18 protein-coding genes are annotated in these 20,370 nt (G+C 54.8%); 13 read left to right on the top strand and 5 right to left on the bottom strand.

Translation table 11 applies throughout. The features are described 5' to 3' along the window. The first annotated feature begins 1 nt into the window (after position 1). The 7 genes from BLQ17_RS09240 (at position 2) to BLQ17_RS09210 (ending at position 6,808) form a co-directional block, all read left to right on the top strand. Positions 2 to 1,174 (top strand): NifB/NifX family molybdenum-iron cluster-binding protein, encoded by a 1,173-nt coding sequence (locus tag BLQ17_RS09240; protein ID WP_092222107.1) that lies wholly within the window; start codon positions 2 to 4, stop codon positions 1,172 to 1,174. A 2-nt stretch (positions 1,175 to 1,176) separates the two neighbouring features. After that, the gene (locus BLQ17_RS09235; protein ID WP_092222105.1) at positions 1,177 to 1,479 is read left to right on the top strand and encodes a (2Fe-2S) ferredoxin domain-containing protein; all 303 of its coding nucleotides are present in this window, start codon (positions 1,177 to 1,179) and stop codon (positions 1,477 to 1,479) included. Between the two features lie 7 nt (positions 1,480 to 1,486). Beyond that, on the top strand, positions 1,487 to 1,933 hold the full coding sequence (locus tag BLQ17_RS09230) for a GNAT family N-acetyltransferase (protein WP_092222103.1): 447 nt from the start codon (positions 1,487 to 1,489) through the stop codon (positions 1,931 to 1,933). A gap of 4 nt (positions 1,934 to 1,937) precedes the next feature. Further along, a complete protein-coding gene (locus BLQ17_RS09225) occupies positions 1,938 to 2,339 on the top strand; it encodes a HEPN domain-containing protein (RefSeq protein ID WP_092222101.1) in 402 nt (133 codons plus the stop codon). Between the two features lie 432 nt (positions 2,340 to 2,771). Next, on the top strand, positions 2,772 to 4,133 hold the full coding sequence (nifE, locus tag BLQ17_RS09220) for a nitrogenase iron-molybdenum cofactor biosynthesis protein NifE (protein ID WP_092222099.1): 1,362 nt from the start codon (positions 2,772 to 2,774) through the stop codon (positions 4,131 to 4,133). Continuing rightward, positions 4,126 to 5,478, top strand: a complete 1,353-nt coding sequence (locus BLQ17_RS09215; RefSeq protein WP_092222097.1) for a nitrogenase component 1 — start codon at positions 4,126 to 4,128, stop codon at positions 5,476 to 5,478. Before nifE ends, BLQ17_RS09215 begins: the two co-directional genes overlap by 8 nt. A 52-nt stretch (positions 5,479 to 5,530) precedes the next feature. Then, complete coding sequence (locus tag BLQ17_RS09210; RefSeq protein WP_092222095.1) at positions 5,531 to 6,808, top strand: radical SAM protein; 1,278 nt, start codon at positions 5,531 to 5,533, stop codon at positions 6,806 to 6,808. 154 nt (positions 6,809 to 6,962) lie between these two features. On the opposite strand, the gene BLQ17_RS09205 is transcribed toward BLQ17_RS09210, so the two are convergent. Both BLQ17_RS09205 and BLQ17_RS09200 read right to left on the bottom strand, forming a co-directional pair. After that, entirely contained in the window at positions 6,963 to 7,376 is a 414-nt protein-coding gene (locus tag BLQ17_RS09205) for a MarR family winged helix-turn-helix transcriptional regulator (RefSeq protein ID WP_092222093.1), read from the bottom strand. A gap of 22 nt (positions 7,377 to 7,398) precedes the next feature. Then, on the bottom strand, positions 7,399 to 8,124 hold the full coding sequence (locus tag BLQ17_RS09200) for an urease accessory protein UreH domain-containing protein (RefSeq protein WP_092222091.1): 726 nt from the start codon (positions 8,122 to 8,124) through the stop codon (positions 7,399 to 7,401). Positions 8,125 to 8,407: 283 nt separating this feature from the next. Here BLQ17_RS09200 and BLQ17_RS09195 point away from each other — a divergent pair, with 283 nt between their 5' ends. From BLQ17_RS09195 to BLQ17_RS09175, 5 genes are all read left to right on the top strand, one after another. Then, positions 8,408 to 9,001, top strand: a complete 594-nt coding sequence (locus BLQ17_RS09195) for a TetR/AcrR family transcriptional regulator (protein WP_092222089.1) — start codon at positions 8,408 to 8,410, stop codon at positions 8,999 to 9,001. 55 nt (positions 9,002 to 9,056) lie between these two features. Then, the gene (locus BLQ17_RS09190; RefSeq protein ID WP_092222087.1) at positions 9,057 to 10,307 is read left to right on the top strand and encodes a thiolase family protein; all 1,251 of its coding nucleotides are present in this window, start codon (positions 9,057 to 9,059) and stop codon (positions 10,305 to 10,307) included. A 123-nt stretch (positions 10,308 to 10,430) separates the two neighbouring features. Continuing rightward, positions 10,431 to 12,074 carry an acyl-CoA synthetase gene (locus tag BLQ17_RS09185; protein WP_092222085.1) on the top strand — a complete coding sequence of 548 codons (1,644 nt, stop codon included), beginning with the start codon at positions 10,431 to 10,433 and terminating at the stop codon, positions 12,072 to 12,074. A 71-nt stretch (positions 12,075 to 12,145) separates the two neighbouring features. Next, the gene (locus BLQ17_RS09180) at positions 12,146 to 14,518 is read left to right on the top strand and encodes a 3-hydroxyacyl-CoA dehydrogenase/enoyl-CoA hydratase family protein (RefSeq protein ID WP_092222083.1); all 2,373 of its coding nucleotides are present in this window, start codon (positions 12,146 to 12,148) and stop codon (positions 14,516 to 14,518) included. A gap of 37 nt (positions 14,519 to 14,555) precedes the next feature. Further along, positions 14,556 to 16,277 (top strand): acyl-CoA dehydrogenase family protein, encoded by a 1,722-nt coding sequence (locus tag BLQ17_RS09175; protein ID WP_092222081.1) that lies wholly within the window; start codon positions 14,556 to 14,558, stop codon positions 16,275 to 16,277. A 129-nt stretch (positions 16,278 to 16,406) separates the two neighbouring features. On the opposite strand, the gene BLQ17_RS09170 is transcribed toward BLQ17_RS09175, so the two are convergent. Further along, a complete protein-coding gene (locus BLQ17_RS09170) occupies positions 16,407 to 17,534 on the bottom strand; it encodes an aspartate--ammonia ligase (protein WP_092222079.1) in 1,128 nt (375 codons plus the stop codon). Positions 17,535 to 17,966: 432 nt separating this feature from the next. Here BLQ17_RS09170 and BLQ17_RS09165 point away from each other — a divergent pair, with 432 nt between their 5' ends. After that, a complete protein-coding gene (locus tag BLQ17_RS09165; protein ID WP_092222077.1) occupies positions 17,967 to 18,728 on the top strand; it encodes a spondin domain-containing protein in 762 nt (253 codons plus the stop codon). Between the two features lie 127 nt (positions 18,729 to 18,855). Here the strand turns inward: BLQ17_RS09165 and BLQ17_RS09160 are convergent, their stop codons facing one another. Both BLQ17_RS09160 and BLQ17_RS09155 read right to left on the bottom strand, forming a co-directional pair. Then, entirely contained in the window at positions 18,856 to 19,362 is a 507-nt protein-coding gene (locus tag BLQ17_RS09160; protein WP_092222075.1) for a DsrE family protein, read from the bottom strand. A gap of 23 nt (positions 19,363 to 19,385) precedes the next feature. Further along, on the bottom strand, positions 19,386 to 20,330 hold the full coding sequence (locus BLQ17_RS09155; protein ID WP_092222073.1) for a hypothetical protein: 945 nt from the start codon (positions 20,328 to 20,330) through the stop codon (positions 19,386 to 19,388). Between the last annotated feature and the right edge of the window lie 40 nt (positions 20,331 to 20,370).

Genomic DNA, 20,370 nt, shown 5'->3' with positions numbered 1-20,370 from the left:
GATGATCGCCACCACCACAAAACAGAAAAACAGTACCAGAGCTGCGCTTGCAACAATAAAGGACAGTAATGTTTTCTGCATGCCGGTGGCGCCCCAGCTTGTCGCCCGGACCAGATTCTCGCCGGTGCAGCCACTGTGCGGCCGAAGTTGGACGGTAGCCGAAGCACTTGCACTACTGCGAGAAACAACACTACAACAAGAAACCATAACCCTCATGGCGGCGATATCTGGTCCGGGCGACCCTTTGGCGACCCCTGATATTACCCTGCATGCAGTCAGACAGATTAAAAAACTCTACCCCGAGCTGAAAATCGGCATCCGAACCCTTGGCATGGGAAGCGAGAAACTTGCCGGAGAGCTTGCCAAAGCAGGAGCAGACTACATTGAACTCCAGGTGGATGCGCTGCGGGCCGAGGTACTGGAAAAACTCTACGCATGGATCAGGCCGGGGCAAAAAACTCTCAAAATATCGCAAGCGGCGAAGATACTGATACAGCAGCAGCGCCATGGCGTACCGGCCCTGAAGTTTCACAACCTGACGGTCTGTATCCGCTCAACCCTTTACCCCGGATACAATCTGAACCACGTCTCCGGCATCGGCCGGGAGATGCAGGAACTCGGAGCCGACACCATCGCCCTGGTACCCTACTCTTTCGAACCCGGGACCGAGGTGGATCTCGCCTCTCCCACGACCGAAGAAGTTGAAGCCGTAAGCGGGGAAACTGAGAAGTATCTTCCGATCACCGGGCCACTGATCAATTCCCGCAACCTCACGGCAAGTATAAGCGCCGCAGCGACCGCCTTCTCCGGTCTTGCCGGACCGACCGAAGAAAAACCCAACGTGGCGGTGACTAGCTCCGACGGCATGGAAGTCAACCTTCACCTCGGCCACGCAGACAGGTTTCTTATCTACGGACCGCGCGACGACGGGCTGCCGTGCCTGCTTGAGACAAGGGACGCCCCCGAGCCCGGTTCCGGAAAGGCCAGGTGGGAGGAAGCGGCGACGATACTGTCGGACTGTTTTGCGCTGCTGACTGCAAGCGCCGGAGACTCTCCAAAAAACATTCTGTCCAAAGAGGGCGTTACAGTCGTCCTTGCCCGCGATAATATCGAGGGAACGGTCGACAGACTGTATTACGGCGACAACAAGAAAAAAAACAACAAGGAGCAATAACCATGGCACTCCCGCAGCAACAAATTCTTCTCTGCCAAAGTTTCAGAGTAAACGGCGACCCCAAAGGCATCTGTCACAAGCAGACCGACGGATTTGCCCAGTATATCGAGGAAGAGATCCTGGACCGCGGCCTGGACATGCAGATCATAACCACCGGCTGCCTCAAACAGTGCGAATCCGGACCGATTATGGTTATCCAGCCGGAAAACTGGTGGTTTAAAAACATCGGCAGCGAGGAGGCGATAGACGCCGTCCTCGACGGGGTGGAAGATAACAGTCCCCCTGACGAATACCTCATCAAATAACAGCGACATGAAAATAAGACCTGCGCAGCAAGGTGATCTCGCGGCAATGACAGGGCTGCTCAAGCAGCTCTTTGACATCGAAGAAGACTTCACCTATGACCCGTCAAAACAGGCAAAAGGGCTGGAACTGCTGCTTGCGGCACCAAACGGGCGGATCATGGTGGCGGAACTCAACAGTGTGGTCATCGGCATGGCTGCCGGACAGATACTGATATCTACGGCTGAAGGGGCCCCCGCCCTTGTTATCGAAGACGTAATTGTCGATGCCATGTTCCGGCAACAGGGAATCGGCTCCACTTTGCTTGACGCTCTGGCCGGGTGGGGCCGAAGCTGCGGCGCAGGCCGGATGCAGCTTTTGGCAGACAAAAAAAACCACCAGGCACTGCAGTTCTATAGGAGCCAAAACTGGCGGGAGACGAAACTGATCTGTTTGCGTAAATACCACACCGCATGAGGACATGATGAATATTGTACAGATAGACAACTGGCAGGAATACTTGCGGGACGGCGAGCAATTTCTGGGGACTGCCGACAGGGCGTTGATCAAGAGATCGGAAATATTTACGCCGGTTATCCTGTACAACATCGCCTGCATGGGAATAGAAAAGCTCATCATGGCGTTTCTCATGAAACACGGCGACCTGGCGGAAAACCACACCATGGAGGACCTGGCATACGCCCTGAAAAAACATATCAACCTTTCTGAAAGCTTTGCAGAAAAACTGCAATTTCTTGATAAATTTCAGGAAATATGCGATCTCGACAGCTACGTCACCCACCCTCTTACCCGAGATGACGCAATAAAGATCCTGGCCATCGGCCGTGAGGTCAGAAATCTTCTGTTGCCGTTATTAACCTGAATATTTTCATCTTACGTTACTCTCTTGCTCCGGCCCGGTTTACAGGGAAATATTGAGGCCGGATCCTTTTCTCCTACCCCCGTCCATATTTTCCACTGGGCCTGCAGATTTTCAAACACCAAAACACCAGAGGACAATCTGTTACCTGCCATCAACACTCCGGCATCGGATCGTAGCCGAGCAGAGCTTGGCAACGTTTTGGGACAACAGGCGATTGGCGTTTATCGCGATCTCCTGTTGCCAGCCCGACAAAAAGAGTTCCTCCCTGCAATTTTGTCGTTTTTGCAGGATACGACAAACGTCACTTTTTCAAAACAACCCATCGCCTCGAAAAACAATATGCAAATTCAGCAAGATACAACTTTTTTTCCTACTGGCACGTCCTTTGCTGTACTACAGGCAACAACAACCAACAGTAAAAGGACTACACCGATGAGTACCATACCACCGCTCAAAACACGTTCGGCCCAGATCCACCGCAAAGGAGAAGGCGCCTTTGCTCTTGACTGCAACAAAGACAGCCTTGCCGGCGCCGTAAGCCAGCGAGCCTGTGTTTTCTGTGGCTCACGGGTAGTACTCTACCCCATTGCCGACGCCCTGCATCTGGTCCACGGCCCGATCGGCTGTGCCGTCTATACCTGGGATATACGGGGAGCTCTCTCCAGTGGCCCCGAACTGCACAGGCTCTCTTTCTCAACCGATCTCCAGGAGATAGACGTCATCTTCGGCGGTGAAAAAAAGCTAGCCAAAGCCCTGGATGAGCTCATCGACCTGCATAAACCGAAAGCCGCCTTTGTCTACTCCACCTGTATCGTCGGCATAATCGGCGACGATCTTGAAGCTGTCTGCCGCAAAATGAGCAGAGAGAAAGGGATTCCGGTACTGCCGGTTCAATCGGAAGGGTTCAAGGGAAACAAGCGGGCGGGATACCAGGCAGCCTGCACCGCCATGGCCAGGCTGGTCGGCACGGGAGACACTGCCAACATCTCCAGCTACTCGATAAACATTCTTGGCGACTTCAACCTCGCGGGAGAAATCTGGCTTATTCGTGATTATTTCCGGCGAATAGGTATCGAGTGTGTCGCCAATATAACCGGAGACGGGCGGGTCGCCGATATACAGCGGAGCCACGGCGCCGCGCTCAACGTGGTCCAGTGCTCGGGAGCGACATCTGATCTGGCGAAGATAATGGAAGAGCGGTACGGCATACCGTCAATCCGCGTCTCCTATTTCGGTATTGAAGACATGGCCGAAGCGCTCTACAGCGTCGCCCGTCATTTCGGCGACCCGAAACTTATAAAAAAAGCGCGGCAGGTCGTAAAGGAAGAACTCGAAGATCTGCTGCCGGAGCTTACCGGATACAGAAAAAGTCTTTCCGGGAAAAAAGCCGCCATATATGTAGGCGGCGCCTTCAAGGCTTTTTCCCTGGTCAAGGCGTTTCGCCTTCTCGACATGAAGGTTGTAATGGTCGGCTCGCAGACCGGCACCAGGGAAGACTATCTGGAGCTTGAGGAAATAACCGACGACGGCACCATCATCGTTGACGACTCCAATCCCCTTGAGCTATCGAGCTTTCTCAAGGAAAAAGACGTCGACCTTTTTGTCGGCGGCGTAAAAGAACGCCCCATTGCTTATAAGCTTGGAGTCGCCTTCTGCGACCACAACCATGAAAGAAAGGAGATGCTCGCCGGATTCTCAGGCATGCTCAATTTCGCCCGGGAAGTATACAGCTCCGTCATGAGCCCCGTCTGGCAATTTGTACCGCGAAGAGCAGAGGAGAACAATCATGACTAAAATGACGAATTACACTGCAACAACAAACGCATGCAAACTCTGCAGTCCCCTCGGGGCGTCCATCGCTTTTCGGGGAATTGAGGGATGCGTCCCCTTCCTTCACGGCTCCCAGGGCTGCGCCACCTACATGCGCCGCTACATCATAAGCCACTACAACGAACCGATAGATATCGCTTCGTCATCACTGGGAGAAAAAAATGCCATATACGGCGGAGGCCCGAACCTCAAGCTCGGACTGAAAAACGTAACGGCTAAATATTGCCCGCAACTCATCGGGGTCGCCACCACCTGTCTTACCGAGACAATCGGCGACAACGTTCCCATGCTGTTGGCTGAATACAACAGGGAATTCTCCACCGAGGACTCCCCGGAACTGGTTCATGTATCAACTCCCAGTTATTCCGGCACGCACATGGAGGGGTTCACAGCCGCCGTTGCCGCGGTGGTGGAGCAGCTGGCAGCGGGATCGGAGACAACCAACAGCCTGAATATGTTCAGCGGTTTCGTCTCACCCGCCGATATCAGGTACCTCAAGGAGGTCTGCCGGAAATTCAAGCAACAGGCCACCATCATACCGGATTACTCCGACACCCTGGACGGTCCCGCCCTGGACGACTACCCGCTCATCCCCGAGGGGGGCACCCCTGTTGAGTCGATAAAAAAGATGGGAGGCGCGGTGGCGTCGCTCGAACTTGGCTGGAGCCTGCCCGAGAAAACCGGAGGCAGATTCCTGGCGGACAGATTCAATGTTGCGCTGCACCGTACCGGGCTCCCTATGGGCATCCGGGCAACAGACGCTTTTCTCGACCTGCTGGAAAAATTAAGCAACAATCCGATACCGCCGGAATACAGGGCAGAGCGGGGACGTCTTGTCGACAGCATGGTCGACGGCCACAAATACCTGTTCGGCAAACGTGCGGTCATCTACGGCGAGGAAGAGCTGGTCATCGGCATGACCTCTTTTCTGGTGGAAACAGGCATCCATCCGGTGCTGTGCGCATCGGGCGGCAAAAGCGGAAAATTCAAGGCCGGAATCGAAGAGATAACAAAAGGCTTCGACTGCCCGCCCCCCATTGTCAGGGACGGCGTCGATTTCTACGACATCGAAGCTTTGGCAAAAGATATCGGCGTCGATATCGTTATCGGCAACTCCAAGGGGTACGCGCTGGCCAGAAGAGAGAACCTGCCCTTAATCCGGGTGGGCTTTCCTATTCACGACCGTATCGGCGGACAGCGCATCCTCCATCTCGGATATCGGGGCGCACAAGCTCTTTTTGATCTTATAGCCAACACAATCATCGACAGGAAGCAGAGCGATTCGCCGGTGGGCTACAGCTATATGTAACCACGGCTTTTTGTCACTCCTGTTTTTTATTTGCCGGGAAAGGATAAATATCATGAACCATTCCAAACACACAGACATAAGTAGACATCCCTGTTTCAATGCAGACGTCAAGGGCAAATATGGACGGGTCCACCTGCCCATTGCCCCGAAATGCAATATCAAGTGCAATTTTTGCGACCGCAAATATGACTGCGTAAACGAGTCGCGCCCCGGGGTCACCTCAAACCTGCTCTCCCCCGCCCAGGCAGGAATCTACGTGGACCGCGTTGTTGCAAAGGAACCGCGAATCACGGTGGCCGGCATAGCCGGCCCCGGAGACCCGTTTGCCAATGGCGAAAAAACCATGGCCACCCTGCGGACAGTGCGCAAGAAACATCCGCACATCCTGCTCTGCGTCTCATCAAACGGTATGAACATCTCTTCGTATATAAAGGAGCTTGCCGAACTCGAGGTGTCCCACGTAACCATAACCGTATGTGCGACCGATCCGGAGATAGGCAGGAAAATCTATTCGTGGGTCAAGGACGGCAATGTCGTCTACCGAGGGCTGCAGGGAGCGAAACTGCTTCTGTCACGACAACTTGCAGCGATCGAAAAGCTCAAACAGCACGGCATCACCGTCAAGGTGAACTGCATTGTGATCCCGGGCATCAATGACCACCATATCGAGGAGGTGGCAAAAACCGTGAAGCGGTGCGGGGCGGATCTCTTCAATGCCATGGCGATGTTCCCAAATGTCAACACCCCGTTTGGCGACATCCCCCAGCCGGCCCCGGAGATGATGGAGGAAATCCGCAGCAGCGCGGAAAAACATCTCCCCCAGATGCGACATTGCACCAGATGCCGGGCCGATGCCGCGGGACTTCTGGACGAGGACAAAACGGAAGAGTTCCGCGGATGCCTGAGCAGTTGCTCGGCCCCAAAAGGTGTTGGTGGCGGCCAGCGTCCCTACGTTGCCGTTGCCACTGAAGAAGGCATACTCATCAACAAACACCTCGGAGAGGCTGTCTCTTTCTCAATCTGGGAACAGCACACCACGGGATACAGCAAGGTCGAGCAGCGAAAGGCCCCCAGGGCCGGGGGCGGCATCAAGAGATGGCATAAGCTGGCAAGGATTCTGGGCGACTGCCGAAGCGTGCTGGTGAGCGGAGCAGGCGCCACTCCCCGGCAAATCCTTGCCGGCTACAACATACAGGTGGTGGAAGCAGCAGGCTTTATCGAGGAAGGGCTGCAGGTTATTTACCACGACCGGAAAACCGAGACATTACGCGGCCGCAGGATTGCTTGCAGCGACACCACCTGCGGCGGCAGCGGCGAAGGGTGCGGATAAGCGGTAAAAGCCAATCGCCCTGCGGCTGGCTCCCATAAAAAACAATCACGACGGCTTTTGTTGTCGCTACCGAAAAAACGTGGATGCAGGTCGTGCAGCGGGTGGATTGAAAAAATCTAGCTGCCGCCTGCAACCGGCCAGGATGGCAACGACATCACATCTTGTCGAGAACTTTACCCAAAAGACCGCAGAGCGCTTCAACTTCGTGATTATCAAGCTCCACGGAGATCTCCCTGGTGAAGTCCTCATGAAAACGGTGATGCTCTGCGAATATCCTCTTTCCCTCGGTCGTCAGCACCACAAAAAACGATCTTCGGTCGGTAGTGTGAGGTTTTCTTGCAACCAACCCCAGTTTTTCCAGGTTGTCGACGCCGATGGTGAGGGTTCCGGTGGTGACCCCGAGCTTTTCAGCAAGCTCCTTCATCCTGAGGTTCTTCCTGTGGCCTATGACCTCTATGGTGTGCATCTGCGCCGGCGACAATCCGCTGTCCTTGACAACGGAATGCTCCCATGAGGACACCTTGTCATAGAGTTCTATCAATTGATTGGTAAGGGTTTCTATGGTCATGGTGCCCAGTCTCCAATTTGCGCTATGCGGCAACCAAGTGATATATCCCATAGCCGGAAAAAATAATAATCACCACCCCCGCAGACCTCATTATCAGGGGTTCAACCCAATCTTTCTGCAGGCGGCAAGCCATGCTGGTCACTTTAAAAATCAAGTAGATAACCGCAGCTACAGCAATCGCCGTTGAAACGGCGTATGTGCCGAAAACGATAACAGCCGCCAGTACGCTGCCGGAATTCAACGCGTAAGAGTACATCAGCGCAACGGTTGGACAGGGAATTATCATGTTGACAAAACCTATCGCAAACAGTGCCCCAGGAAGAAGTTCTTTTTTCCCGGTCAGTTTTTTAAGCCGGGCCCGCAACCCGCGGTCATCACAGTGACAATGATGGTCATGATCGTGGTCATGGTCGTGATCGTGATCGTGGCTGTGCAGGATGTGCGGATCGTAGAGCAGCAGAGCCCCTATTACAATGAGCACCACCGAAGTTATTATTTCAACCCACAGCCCCGCCGACACTGGCATGATCCGGGAAACACCGCCAAGGCTCCCCCCCAGCGCCAGACAGGCCAGCGCCGTCCCGCCAAGAAACATCGCCGTGATCAGCGCTACGCGCGTACCTTTTGTTTCACCGGAGACAAACGGCGCCAGCACCAGCCAGGAATGACCGCAAGGGTTGACGCCGTGAAGCAGTCCCAGCAGAAAACTCGACTGAATCGCCGCCACAAGAACAGTTTCAAGTTCCATACACTATTTTCTCCTCAACAGATTGTGTTTTAGGGGCAGCATATCAGATATATTTTCACCGTCAACTATTTTGATCCTCAAACTTCTTGAGTCACAAACTACTTCCCCTGTTTTGACCGTCTCCGGCTCCGGTGGAGAAAAACACCTTGACAATATTTTTTCAGGTAAGTAAATTTTATTTACTTAATTACCAAAATATATCTATCTTTTATTTTAATATGTTACAACAATACACATTGCAAATTCCTGCAATATTACGAAAGAAAAGTAAATTTTATTTAACATGAAGCCAAAATCCACATCCCTGCCGCCCGGGAAAAAGAAAATTGTTCAGGCCATGCGAAACCTGCTCGAGAACCGGTCGTTTGAGACAATAACCATTGCAGAGATCGCCGTTGAAGCGGGAGTAACCGAAGGCCTTATCTATAAATATTTCAAGGACAAACGAGACCTGCTGCACCATGTCCTCAGAGAGCATTACGAGATATTTCTCAACCAGATCGACAGGGATCTCCAGGGAATAGACGGCGCCTTGAACAGGCTGAAAAAGATTATCTGGTCAAGCATTGAGCGATACGCCAACCACAAGGTTTTCGCCCGGATCATCCTGCTTGAGGTGAGAAATTCGGAGAGGTATTTCGAAAGTGAAGCCTACACCCTGGTCCAGAAATTCAACACCATCATCATCGGCATTATCAAGGAGGGGATTGCCCAGGGTGAAATCAGAAGCGACCTGCCGCCCGCCTATATCCGCAACGCCATCTTCGGCACCCTGGAGCATTCGTGCCTGAACCGGGTCATATTCGACGAACCGGTGGCCACCAGCGAGACGGCCCGGTTTATATCTGATCTCATCTTTAACGGCATAAAAGCATAGACAGATAACACCTGTCCCACCACCGGGCAGAACACGGAAAAAGAGGAGGAAAACCATGAAAGACGTTGTCATCGTAGCTGCATGTCGAACCGCAATCGGCGCTTTTGGCGGAACCCTGCGCGACCTCAACGGTGCGGTCCTTGCGAGCGTAACCATGAAGGAGACGATTTCCAGGGCCGGTATCGATCCGGCGCTGATCGATGATATCCGCTACGGCTGCTGCATGGAGTCGGCGGACACCCTGAACGTCACCAGGGTAGGCGCCCTTCTCGCCGGTATTCCGGAAACGGTGACCGCAGCTACCATCAACAGGGTCTGCATTTCAGGGATGGAAGCGGCTGTTTCGGGAATGGCGATGATCCAGGCAGGAATGGCCGACATCATCCTCGCCGGGGGGACCGAGCACATGTCAAGTGTACCCTATTCGGTACCCGGCGCCCGCTGGGGCTGCAGGCTCCAGGACCAAACCTTTGTCGACAACCTGATCCGGGCACTGCATTGCGGCTCGCACCTGATCCCCCATCCTGAAGACGGACCGGTCGACGCTACCAGGCCTCCGCTCAGCATGTTTGTCGGCAAGCCGTATATCATGGGAAATACAGCGGAGTTTATCGCCCAGCATCTCGGCATCACCCGGGAGGAGATGGACGAGGTTGCCCTGAGAAGCCACAACGAAGCGGAGCGGGCGACCGGGGACGGCTCCTTCAGCGAGGAGATAGTGCCGGTAGAGGTGCCCCAAAAACGGCAGGAAACCATTATCTTTGACAAAGACGAACATTTCCGTCCCGGGATGACCATGGACAAGCTGCGCGCCCTTCCGCCGGCGTTCATTGGTAAGACCGGAACAGTCACGGCGGGAAATTCCAGCGGCATAAACGACGGTTCCACCGGGATGCTCCTCATGTCCGCCGATCGGGCAAAAGAGCTGGGACTGCAGCCGATGGCGACAATCAGGGCGGTGGCCCGGGGGGGGTGTCATCCCTCGGTCATGGGACTATCGCCGGTCCCGGCGGTACGGAATCTGCTTTCTTCTTCCGGGCTGAGCCTTGATGATTTTGAACTGATCGAGGTCAATGAAGCTTTTGCCGCCCAGTATCTCGGCTGTGAGAAAGAGCTGGGGTTAAACCGCGAGATAACCAACGTCAACGGTTCCGGCATCGGCCTCGGCCATCCGGTGGGTTCCACCGGGGCGCGCATTATGGTAACCCTGATGTATGCCATGAAAAAGCGCGGCAAGTCTCTGGGCCTTGCGACACTTTGCGGCGGCGGTGGGGTTTCCATGGCCTGCGCCATTGAAATGGTCTGACCCTGGCCGCAGGCCAAGCTGTCCAGTCACAACAAACATAAGGAGTTTTTACCGGATAAGGACAATCCAGGAAGATGTAGACGTTTGCACGAATAATTACCCTTTGCCAAGGAGAACAACATCATGCCATACGTATCGCTATCTCAGGACGACCGACTTCGCTACAGCACAATCAACCAGGAAAATATCGATTTCTTGATGAACCGGAACAACAGGACAAGCCGCTGGGTCGTGGCCGACATGATCCGGCGAACCCGTTATCACTTCCCGGAAAAAACCGCCCTGGTGTTCGGTGATATCAGCCTTACCTATACCGAGCTTGAAGACCAGTGCAACCAGGTGGCCAACGCGCTCGCCGATCTCGGGGTAAAAAAGTATGACAGGGTGGCAATTCTGGCCCATAACACCCACCATCATTTCCTGACCTGGATGGGCTGTGCCAAGCTGGGGGCGATCTACCTGGCGGTCAATTATCTGTTAAAAGACGAGGATATCGCTTTTTGCATCAACCACTCGGAAAGCACCGTCTTCATAGTTGAAGACAGCCTCTACAGCCAGGTCGAAGCGGTGCTCGACAGGATTCCTTCGGTGCGCCATCTCATCTGGTCAGCCCAGGGCGCAGGGATGGCGCCGCCTGCAGATTTCATCGACTTCGATCAATGGTATTCAGCCGCTCCGGCCACCGAACCCGACGTTATCCTCCGTATCGAGGACCCGGCCCAGATGACCTACACCAGCGGCACCGAATCACTGCCCAAGGGGGTCATCATCAGCAACCAGGCTCTCATAGCCCAGTACCTTGGCTGTATTATCGACGGCCGCTACGATCCTGCCGATATCAACATCAACGCGCTGCCCATCTATCATTGTGCCCAGAGGGATGTGTTCATGAACCCGATATTCTGGATCGGCGGAACCAATATCCTGATGTCTCCTGATGTGGGGCAAATCCTGGCAGCCATCGAGCAGTGGAAGGCGACAATGTTCTTCGCCCCGCCGACCGTCTGGATCGGCATACTCAACCACCCCGATTTTGCCAGATATGATCTCAGCAGTCTGGTGAAGTGTTATTACGGGGCATCGATCATGCCCAAAGAGGTCCTCCGGGAAATACTCGAAAAATTTCCCAAAGCCGGAGTCTACAACTACTATGGCCAGACGGAACTGGCCCCCTACCACACCATCCTCAAAGCCGAAGATGCCCTGGAAAAACTCGGCGCCGCAGGAAAAGGCGGACTGCACATGGAGTCCCGCATCGAAGACGACACCAACAACGAGATCACCGAACCGGACATCCCCGGAGAGATCTGCGGTCGCGGCCCCCATGTCATGACCATGTATTTCAAGGAACCCGAAAAAACCGAAGCGGCCATGAAGGGCGGATGGTTTCATTCCGGAGATCTGGGAATCCTCGATCTGGACCGTTATATCACCGTGGTTGACCGGAAAAAGGACATGATCAAGACCGGAGGGGAAAATGTCTCCTCAAGAGAGGTGGAGGAAGCGCTCTACCTGCACCCGGCGGTCGAGGAAGTTGCGGTGGTAGGGATTAATCATCCACGCTGGGTCGAGGCGGTCACCGCGGTGGTCAAGATCAAATCCGGGGCAGAGCTGTCGGATGACGAACTCATGAATCATTGCAGGAAAACGCTCTCCTCCTTCAAGGTGCCGAAGAAAATCGTCTTTGTCGACGCGCTGCCGAAGACGCCCACCGGCAAGATCCTGAAAAGGGCCATGCGCGAGACATACAAGGAGATTTTCACCTGATCAGGAGAAAGTTTTCTCGCACATCGAGCCATCGCCGGCAACGTTTAGAACAAAACTTTTGGAGGTCGACTATGCAACAGTTGAAACAGGCGGCAGTCCTCGGCGCCGGGGTCATGGGAGCAGGTATCGCAGCCCAGCTGGCCAACGGCGGCATGAAAGTGCTGCTCCTTGATATGGTACCGCAACACCCCGACGACCGGGAGAAGGCGGAAGGGTTGACGATAGAGGACCGGAAGGTACGCAACCGCCTGGCCGAATCCGGAATAAAAACAGCCGCGAAAACCCAGGGTTTCTACAGCGAAGATGCCAGGCGGCTGGTAACGGCCGGAAATTTCGACGACGATATCGAGCAGCTGCAGGAGTGTGACTGGGTTATCGAGGCGGTTATCGAGAATATGGACATCAAGAAGCACCTGTTCCGGGAAAAGGTCGTCTGCAACCTCAAACCAGGTGCCATTCTCACCACCAACACCAGCGGTCTTTCCATCAATGAGATGGCCGCAACGCTGCCCCAAGAGGTGAGAAGCCGTTTTATGGCCACCCATTTTTTCAATCCGCCCCGTTTCATGCGGTTACTCGAACTGGTGCCCGCCAAGGAGACCGACCCGGAACTGTTGGAGAACCTGGCCGAATTCTGCAGCCGCCGTCTGGGCAAGGGGATAGTGCGGGGCAAGGACACCCCGAATTTCATAGCCAACCGGATCGGGGTATTCTCCCTGTGCAATGCCCTTCATCACATGGAACAGATGGGACTGAGCGTGGAACAAGTGGACGCGGTTTTCGGACCTGCCACCGCCCGCCCGAACAGTGCGCTGTGCAGATTGTTCGACCTGATCGGTGTCGATACGATGGTGCTGGTGGCCGAAAACAGTTATCGGCTGCTGGAGTCTGACGAGAGCCGCGAGGTGTTTCGGCTGCCAGCCTTTGTCCGGCAGATGGTGGACGAAGGCCTGATCGGCCGTAAGGCCCGGCAGGGTTTTTACCGCCGCCAGCCTGACGGTACCTTTATGAGCTACGACTACCGCAACAGCTGCTACCGGCCGCTAGAAAAACCGGAAGTTGCAGTCCTGGCGGCGGTAAAAAAGATATCGGATCCCGGGGAAAAACTAAAAACGGTTCTGGCCGCGGACGACCCTGCAAGCCGCTTTGTCTGGCTCAATCTTCGCGATACCCTCTTGTATACCGTCAGGCGCATTCCGGAGATAGCCGACGAGATAGTCGCCGTCGACCAGGCCATGCGGTGGGGGTACAGCTGGTCCCTCGGCCCCTTTGAGATGCTGGATGCGATCGGGGTGAAATCTTTCATCGACCGGGTGAAGGCGGATGGTTTGACGGTTCCAAACTCCCTGGAAAAAGTGGACCATTTCTATGGACGAAAAGGGTCGACACAAATGATCTGGGATCTGCAGCAGCAAAAGTTCATCCCCCCGGCCGACAACAAACCCTCTCTGGACCTGCGCGTGCTGCGCCGGACCGGTTCGGTGGTGGCAGCCAACAACAGTGCTTCAATCCACGACCTCAAGGACGGGGTATTCGGTCTTGAGTTCCACTCAAAAATGAACAGCCTCGATACAGACACCGTGGAGATGGTGCACCGTGCCGTTGAGCGGGCCGAGCGTGAAGGCGTCGGTCTGGTGATTGCAAACCACGGCAGAACATTTTCCGCCGGGGCCAACCTCAGTTATATGGCAGAGGCGATCGAATCACAAGATTTTAAGGAGATAGAGTCTTTCATCAGGAGGTTCCAGGGTGCCGTAACAGCCATCAAATATTGCGCCATCCCGGTGGTGGCCGCCCCATTTGGCCTGACACTCGGCGGAGGCTGTGAAATAGCCCTTCATGCCGACAGTATGGCAGCCTCTGCGGAGACCTGCATGGGACTGGTGGAGGTCGGAGTGGGGCTCATTCCAGCAGGAGGAGGCACCAAGGAGATGTCGGAACGGGCCATGCTGCTCGGTCTGCAGTATGACGTCGATCCCCTTCTTTTTCTTGAAAAATTTTTCCGCAACATGGTCCATGCAAAAACCTCCGCCGCAGCCGACCAGCTGTTTGCCATGGGATACCTGCGCCGGGGCGACAGCGTCGTCATGGACCAGGACAGGCTGATCCCTGAGGCCAGGCAGAAGGTTATCGCTCTTGCCGGCTCATACCGGCAGCCGCACCCGCCAGCAGGGCTGAGAGCTGCCGGCCGCAGCGCCGCAGCAAGCCTTATGGAGCGGCTTCATCAAAGCGATGGGATAAAGTCGATATCCGATTACGACCTGGACATTGCCGGCCAGCTCGCGGCCGTCATGACCGGTGGAGACGTGGCGGCGGGGACGGCTATAACGGAACAGCACCTGCTCGATCTTGAACTCGAAGTCCTCCTGCGGCTCTGCGGTAATCCAAAAACCCTTGAGCGCATCCGCCATACGCTGAAGACCGGCAAGACCCTGAAAAACTGAAAGCTGCCATAGCATAACGTAAACAAGAGGAATAACAATGACAACGACTTATGGTTGCGGCGCCGGGTTCCTGAGTGAGGATATCCGCTGCCAGGATGTTTTTACGCCGGAGGATTTTTCCGACGAGCACAAACAGATAGCCGGAACAACTGAGCAGTTTGTGACAAACGAGCTCCAACCGGTCAATGATCGGCTGGAGGCCGGGGACTTTGAACTGCTGGTGGCAAAACTCAGGCAATCCGCCGAGCTCGGGTTGATGATGATCGACGCTCCGGAAGAATACGGCGGCATGAACCTTGACAAGGCGACTTCCATGGTGGTTACCGAAAAACTGGCCTGGGCCGGCAATTTCGGTCTGACCTATATGGCCCATACCGGTATCGGCATGCTGCCGCTGATCTATTACGGCACCAGGCAGCAGAAAGAGCGCTACCTGGAAAAGCTTGTGAGCGCCGAGTATATCGGTGCCTACAGCCTCACGGAACCGGATTCCGGTTCCGATGCGCTTGGCGCCAAGACAACGGCAACCCTTTCAGAAGACGGAAAACATTATATTTTAAACGGCACCAAACAGTTCACCACCAACACCGGTTTTGCCGATCTGTTTACCGTTTTTGCCAAGGTGGATCGGAAATACTTCACCGCCTTCCTGGTGGAAAGAAACTATTCCGGCCTCTCTTTCGGTCCGGAAGAAAAGAAGATGGGGTTACACGGTTCTTCCACCCGCCAGGTGATCCTGGACGGGGTGAAGGTCCCCGTTGACAATGTCCTCGGAGAAGTCGGCAAAGGGCATAAAATCGCCTTCAATGTCCTGAACATAGGCAGGTTCAAGCTCGGCGCGCTCTGTGTCGGCCAGGAAAAATATGGCCTGGCCGAAGGCGCCCGCTACGCCAACGAGCGCAAGCAGTTCGGCGTAGCGATCAGTACCTTCGGCGCAATCAAGGAGAAGCTGGCTGACATGACCGCCCTCACCTTTGCTTCCGAGGCGGTCGTCTACCGCCTGGCCGGAATGATCGACAGCAGACTCGCGCTCCTTGACCGAGACAGTGACGACTATTACGCCGATTACCAGAAAGGGATAGAAGAGTATGCGGCGGAATGTGCCCTGACCAAGGTTTTCTGCACCGAAGCGGCAGCCAGGGTAATAGATGAGATGCTTCAGGTTCACGGCGGGTACGGCTACATTGCCGAATATCCCATCGAGCAGATGTACCGCGACGAAAGGGTGCAGCGGATTTACGAGGGAACCAACGAGATCAACCGGCTGCTGATTCCGACCCTGCTCATGCGTAAGCTGCCATCGCAACAGGCCGATGACGCCGGCCACTTTGAGGACGAGGAGTTGTTTGGTAAAGAACGGCAACTGCTGCGCACCATGAAACGGACCTATCTCGCGCTCAGCGGACGCGCCGCACAAAAATTCGGCGACACTATCGGCGGGGAACAGGAAGTCCTTCTGGCGCTGGCCGATATGGCGATACAGATCTTCGCCCTTGAAAGCGCTGTCCTTCGTGCAGGTAAAGCATCTTTTCAGGCCAGTGCGGCCAGACAAGAGCTGTACCGCGCCGTGATCAAGATCTGTGCTTTTACCGGAAGAAGCAGTTTCATCACCGGTGCTGAGAAATGTGCCCTGTTTTTACAAGATGAAGAAATTATCGCGTTTCTGGCGGCAGAAGCACCACTAGGGCCATGCGATCTACTTGGGGCAAAACGGCTTCTGGCCGACGCCGTCAGCCGGGAGGAAAAATATATTTTTTAGCACGTTCACCCAAATATTGCTCCTGTCTGCCGGGATCTCCGCAGACAGGAGCTTATGTTTTCGTCAACAAGGATCCCACCAAAGCCTCGCACCTACCGGAACGTTCTGTTCGCCGCAGCCGCATCTCTATTAGAGCAGATGGATATTTTTTTTCCTGCAGATATCTTTGAGCGCTTCCGGCCACACCGAGACGGTCACTTCTCCCAGGTGGACCGTACGCAACAGGTACATGAAGGTTCTGGCCTGGCCGATACCGCCGCCAATACTGAGAGGGATCCGGTCGTTGATGATCGCCTGGTGATACGGGAGGCTGAGAAAATCCTCCTGGTTCGACATCTTAAGCTGGATTTTAAGGGTTTCGCGGGTAACCCTTATCCCCATTGACGACAACTCATGTCGTCGCCGGGTCACCGGATTCCACACCAGTATATCACCGTTTAATCCATGGTACTGCTCGCCGTTTTCGACCATGGTCTCGGTTGCCCAGTCGTCGTAATCGGCGGCGCGCATCTCGTGGGGATATCCGTCTTTTAAAGGCCAGCCGATGCCGATTATGAAAACCGCCGGAGCGTGGTCCAGGAGAAGCCTTGTTTCACGCTGTTTCCGGGGCAGGTCGGGGTAAAGCGCCAGGATCTCCTCGGCATGGAAGAATTTGAGTTTATCCGGGACATCGGGACAGCCGCAACTTTTCAGCTGCGGATACATCTCCTGCACCATGGTATCCGCTCCTTTTATCACCTTCCATATCCGTGAAACTATATCCTTGAGGAAATCGATTGTACGGTCTTCAGGGGTGATGGCCAGCTCCCAATCCCACTGGTCCACGTAAGCGCTGTGATCATGGTCGAGGAAGTAGTCCTTGCGCACCGCCCTCATATCGGTACAGATCCCCTCGCCCGCCTTGCAGCCGAACTGGCCAAGCGCCACGCGTTTCCACTTCGTTGCAGCCTGCACGACCTGGGCCCTGATCGGTGTTTCAAGCCCCAGCCCGCAATCAAACTCCACCGGCGTCCGCGAGCCGTCGCGGTCCAGGTAATCGTTGACCCCGCTGTCTCTGTCAACGATAAGAGGCACCTGGACCATATTCAGGTTGAGTTCCCGGCACAGGTTGGCCTCTATGTAATTCTTGATCGCGAAAACCGCTTTCATCCTGGAAAGCGGTGACAGAAGAGGTTGATAATTATCGGGCAGCTCCCCCATGAGCTTGTTATAATCGCCTATTCCCGGTCCTGCCAGATCCGCTGTTTTATCCGTCATGTCGTCTCTTCTCCCGGAGGATCAACAACTCCGCTCCTCCCCTTGAGTTAATCAATCAGATGCACAGGAAATCAAAGCACCGTTATGGTCATTCAGCCAAGAGATCGTCTCGGGCTGAATTATCCGGCTTACCTGTCTTATAGCACAGAAAAACAATCCGGGTGAAGTGCTGGAAGACTATTTGCGATTAACAATCGCCGCCGCGGATATTTTCCAGCAGCAGGGAGATGTTTTTTGTCCTCCCGACAGGTCGCCATTTTTTACAGAGCGCACTCTTTATAAAATCTTTACTCGCGCTTTAACCTGTCTTTACACAGCGCCATTACCATAACAACAACACAGAACCAATTTTCACCTTGATCTGTGTCGGCTGGTGCAAGAACATATTCAATTCTGCAATGGCCCCCGATATGAGGGCCAGAGGAGGTCACTATGGATCTGAAAACAATACCTTGGAAAATCGTTCTGCTGGCGGCGGTGATCGGTGCCGGCGCCATGATCATAACGTCCGACGCCATGGCCCGTTCCAACGGCCAGGGGGGAGAGCGCATGTATCTTGTCACGATTTCAAACGCAACCCCGGGCCAGCCGGTCGCGCCATCGGTAATTGCAACACATACCGATCAATTCAGGCTTTTCGAACTGGGGTCGACCCCAGCCCCGGGAGACCCCGGATACCCGTTATATTTCGGCCTGGCAACGGCTGCGGAGACCGGCTCTCCTGTCCCCCTGGTAAACGAGGTTGGCGGTTCGGACGCTGTCTGGGAGGCGGTGGCCCTGCTGACGGATCGGACGCCGCCCGTCCTGCTCCCGGGCGAATCCAACTCCATCATCATCCACGCTTCTGACAACGCCAGGTACCTGAGCGCCGCGGCAATGCTCGGGGCAACCAACGACGCGTTCTACGCCGTACGCGGCGCATTACTGCCCAAAGGGATCGGTGAGATCACCCGCGTCTGGGCCAACGGTTACGATGCCGGCAGCGAGCAGAATGAGGAAAGCGCCGAGAGTATTGGCGCTCTCGGCGCAACGGATGACAACCCCGTAACCGGAGACGGGATCGATCAAAACGGTGAGGGATACATCCACGTTCATTCCGGAATTCACGGTATTGGCGGCCCGGACGGCCTCGATGCAGCTCTATACGACTGGCGCAACCCGGTGGTCGAGGTGACAATCGAGCGCATCCAGTAATTTTTTCCGGCAAAATAATCAACCCAAGGGGCCGCGTCTGTCTTTATCGGCCTGTCGACGTCGGCCCGGCTGGTTGATCAGAAGCGGTGCACCAGATTATCGTTCCATCCCGGCCGCACCTCGGGGCTCAAAAGACCGGCACCAGGGCAAATCCCTTCTGCTGGTAGCCAAGTGAGGCGATCCAACCGTTTGCAACCCGGTCAATGTCAACCGGAATACTCTCCGGCCGCACCCCCCAGAGATTTGCCGCAAACATGCAGACTTCAAGCCGGACGCCGTCCTTGACCATGGTTTCAAGCGTTTGGTCAAATTCCTCAAGCCGCATCCTATCCACCTCCGAGAATTTATCCCGGTCACTCGACAGCAGCAAGACCGAAGAGTCCATGAAAACCACCACCATCTCAGGTTTGTCGGAAACTGCCTGAATGGCCTGATCCCTGAAGGTGTCGTGGACCAGTTTTAGATGGATCAAGGCTGACCCGGGCTTGCCGTCCCGGAAATCGAAGATAGTCCTGACCGACTTGAGACCTTTGAGGCTGTCGTACTGCTCTGCGGAGGCAGAAGTCGATAACAGACCGGTCAAACAAAAGATGAGAAGAACTGCAAGTCTTAATGAATTGATACTATTGTTCATTGCCCTACCTCCATTATGGTTGGTCAACGGGCTGAAGACTCGATACCACCCAGCGCCTGTTCGAGTCGCCGACGCTGTGGTTCGGTGGTGTTGTTTGTCAACATTTCCTGATATCGGCGATGTTTTACTCCGGAGAAGATGTATTGATAGCGATAAGCCTTCAAAAAACCCGTCTTGAGTTGCCGCACCTCATCCCCGGAGAAGGAATCGGCGGATACTTTGATAAAATATTCTGCATCGGCTGCGCTCTGGAGCTGGAGAATCCCGTCCACATCCGCTACAATAGCGATGAGCTCGTCGACCGCCCGGTCACGTTCCTCATCGGAAATTTTATTATTTTCCCGTTCCCACTCCAGCTCGTCGATCATAGCGTGGGAGGCCTCCTCTTTCCAGTGGAACAAGAAGATATCCTTGAACAGTTCGGAGAGGTTGCTGTCGGGTTCAATGCTTTTTTTGTAATGCTCCTGGGTAAAGAGCTCTATTTCCAGGATCAGCCCCAACACCGCCCAGGTGGAATAGTTCAGCACGGCTTTGGCAACAGCGTCCGGGTCGGGCACAAATATATACCCCGGGACCATTTCCTCGGCCATCATCGTTTCAATCCGGCGAAACAGCAGCTGATGCTTCAGCTCCTCGTCACAGAACCGAACGAGCGATTCCAGGGCGACCTGGCTCCCCAGCCAATGGTCCCTGGTACAGTCGAGCACTTTCGCGGTGATGAATCGTTCGACGAAGCCGAACATATTGGCATAGGTCCGGCCCTGAACCTGGCTGACCAGCCGTTTATCGTCTTCGCCAAGGAAGTCAAACCGGTCGATTCCGGAAAGTCCGTCCGGAAGAAACTTATGGGAAAGCTGAAACGATCGCCCCCGGATAACATCCTTGTCCAGATCCCACCGAACCCTTTTCGAGACTTCGATGCATTTGCCATAAAGAGCTTCATTGACCGGCTGCGGTGCTGGTCCCATAAACAGTCCTCCCTTCAGTGGGTGAGTTGGGCCGGGGCCT

This window comes from Desulforhopalus singaporensis, from assembly GCF_900104445.1.
Taxonomy (GTDB): domain Bacteria; phylum Desulfobacterota; class Desulfobulbia; order Desulfobulbales; family Desulfocapsaceae; genus Desulforhopalus_A; species Desulforhopalus_A singaporensis.
Note: the sequence above shows the minus strand (reverse complement) of the source record. Positions and strands in the feature narration are given on the sequence as shown.

Excerpts from the sequence above, each read along its gene's own strand:
- BLQ17_RS09240 (WP_092222107.1), top strand. The coding sequence starts at position 2 with ATGATCGCCACCACCACAAAACAGAAAAACAGTACCAGAGCTGCGCTT.
- BLQ17_RS09155 (WP_092222073.1), bottom strand. The coding sequence starts at position 20,330 with ATGGGACCAGCACCGCAGCCGGTCAATGAAGCTCTTTATGGCAAATGC.
- BLQ17_RS09205 (WP_092222093.1), bottom strand. The coding sequence starts at position 7,376 with ATGACCATAGAAACCCTTACCAATCAATTGATAGAACTCTATGACAAG.
- BLQ17_RS09200 (WP_092222091.1), bottom strand. The coding sequence starts at position 8,124 with ATGGAACTTGAAACTGTTCTTGTGGCGGCGATTCAGTCGAGTTTTCTG.
- BLQ17_RS09175 (WP_092222081.1), top strand. The coding sequence starts at position 14,556 with ATGACAACGACTTATGGTTGCGGCGCCGGGTTCCTGAGTGAGGATATC.
- BLQ17_RS09230 (WP_092222103.1), top strand. The coding sequence starts at position 1,487 with ATGAAAATAAGACCTGCGCAGCAAGGTGATCTCGCGGCAATGACAGGG.
- nifE (WP_092222099.1), top strand. The coding sequence starts at position 2,772 with ATGAGTACCATACCACCGCTCAAAACACGTTCGGCCCAGATCCACCGC.
- BLQ17_RS09225 (WP_092222101.1), top strand. The coding sequence starts at position 1,938 with ATGATGAATATTGTACAGATAGACAACTGGCAGGAATACTTGCGGGAC.
- BLQ17_RS09165 (WP_092222077.1), top strand. The coding sequence starts at position 17,967 with ATGGATCTGAAAACAATACCTTGGAAAATCGTTCTGCTGGCGGCGGTG.
- BLQ17_RS09185 (WP_092222085.1), top strand. The coding sequence starts at position 10,431 with ATGCCATACGTATCGCTATCTCAGGACGACCGACTTCGCTACAGCACA.
- BLQ17_RS09235 (WP_092222105.1), top strand. The coding sequence starts at position 1,177 with ATGGCACTCCCGCAGCAACAAATTCTTCTCTGCCAAAGTTTCAGAGTA.
- BLQ17_RS09195 (WP_092222089.1), top strand. The coding sequence starts at position 8,408 with ATGAAGCCAAAATCCACATCCCTGCCGCCCGGGAAAAAGAAAATTGTT.
- BLQ17_RS09170 (WP_092222079.1), bottom strand. The coding sequence starts at position 17,534 with ATGACGGATAAAACAGCGGATCTGGCAGGACCGGGAATAGGCGATTAT.
- BLQ17_RS09180 (WP_092222083.1), top strand. The coding sequence starts at position 12,146 with ATGCAACAGTTGAAACAGGCGGCAGTCCTCGGCGCCGGGGTCATGGGA.
- BLQ17_RS09210 (WP_092222095.1), top strand. The coding sequence starts at position 5,531 with ATGAACCATTCCAAACACACAGACATAAGTAGACATCCCTGTTTCAAT.
- BLQ17_RS09215 (WP_092222097.1), top strand. The coding sequence starts at position 4,126 with ATGACTAAAATGACGAATTACACTGCAACAACAAACGCATGCAAACTC.
- BLQ17_RS09160 (WP_092222075.1), bottom strand. The coding sequence starts at position 19,362 with ATGAACAATAGTATCAATTCATTAAGACTTGCAGTTCTTCTCATCTTT.
- BLQ17_RS09190 (WP_092222087.1), top strand. The coding sequence starts at position 9,057 with ATGAAAGACGTTGTCATCGTAGCTGCATGTCGAACCGCAATCGGCGCT.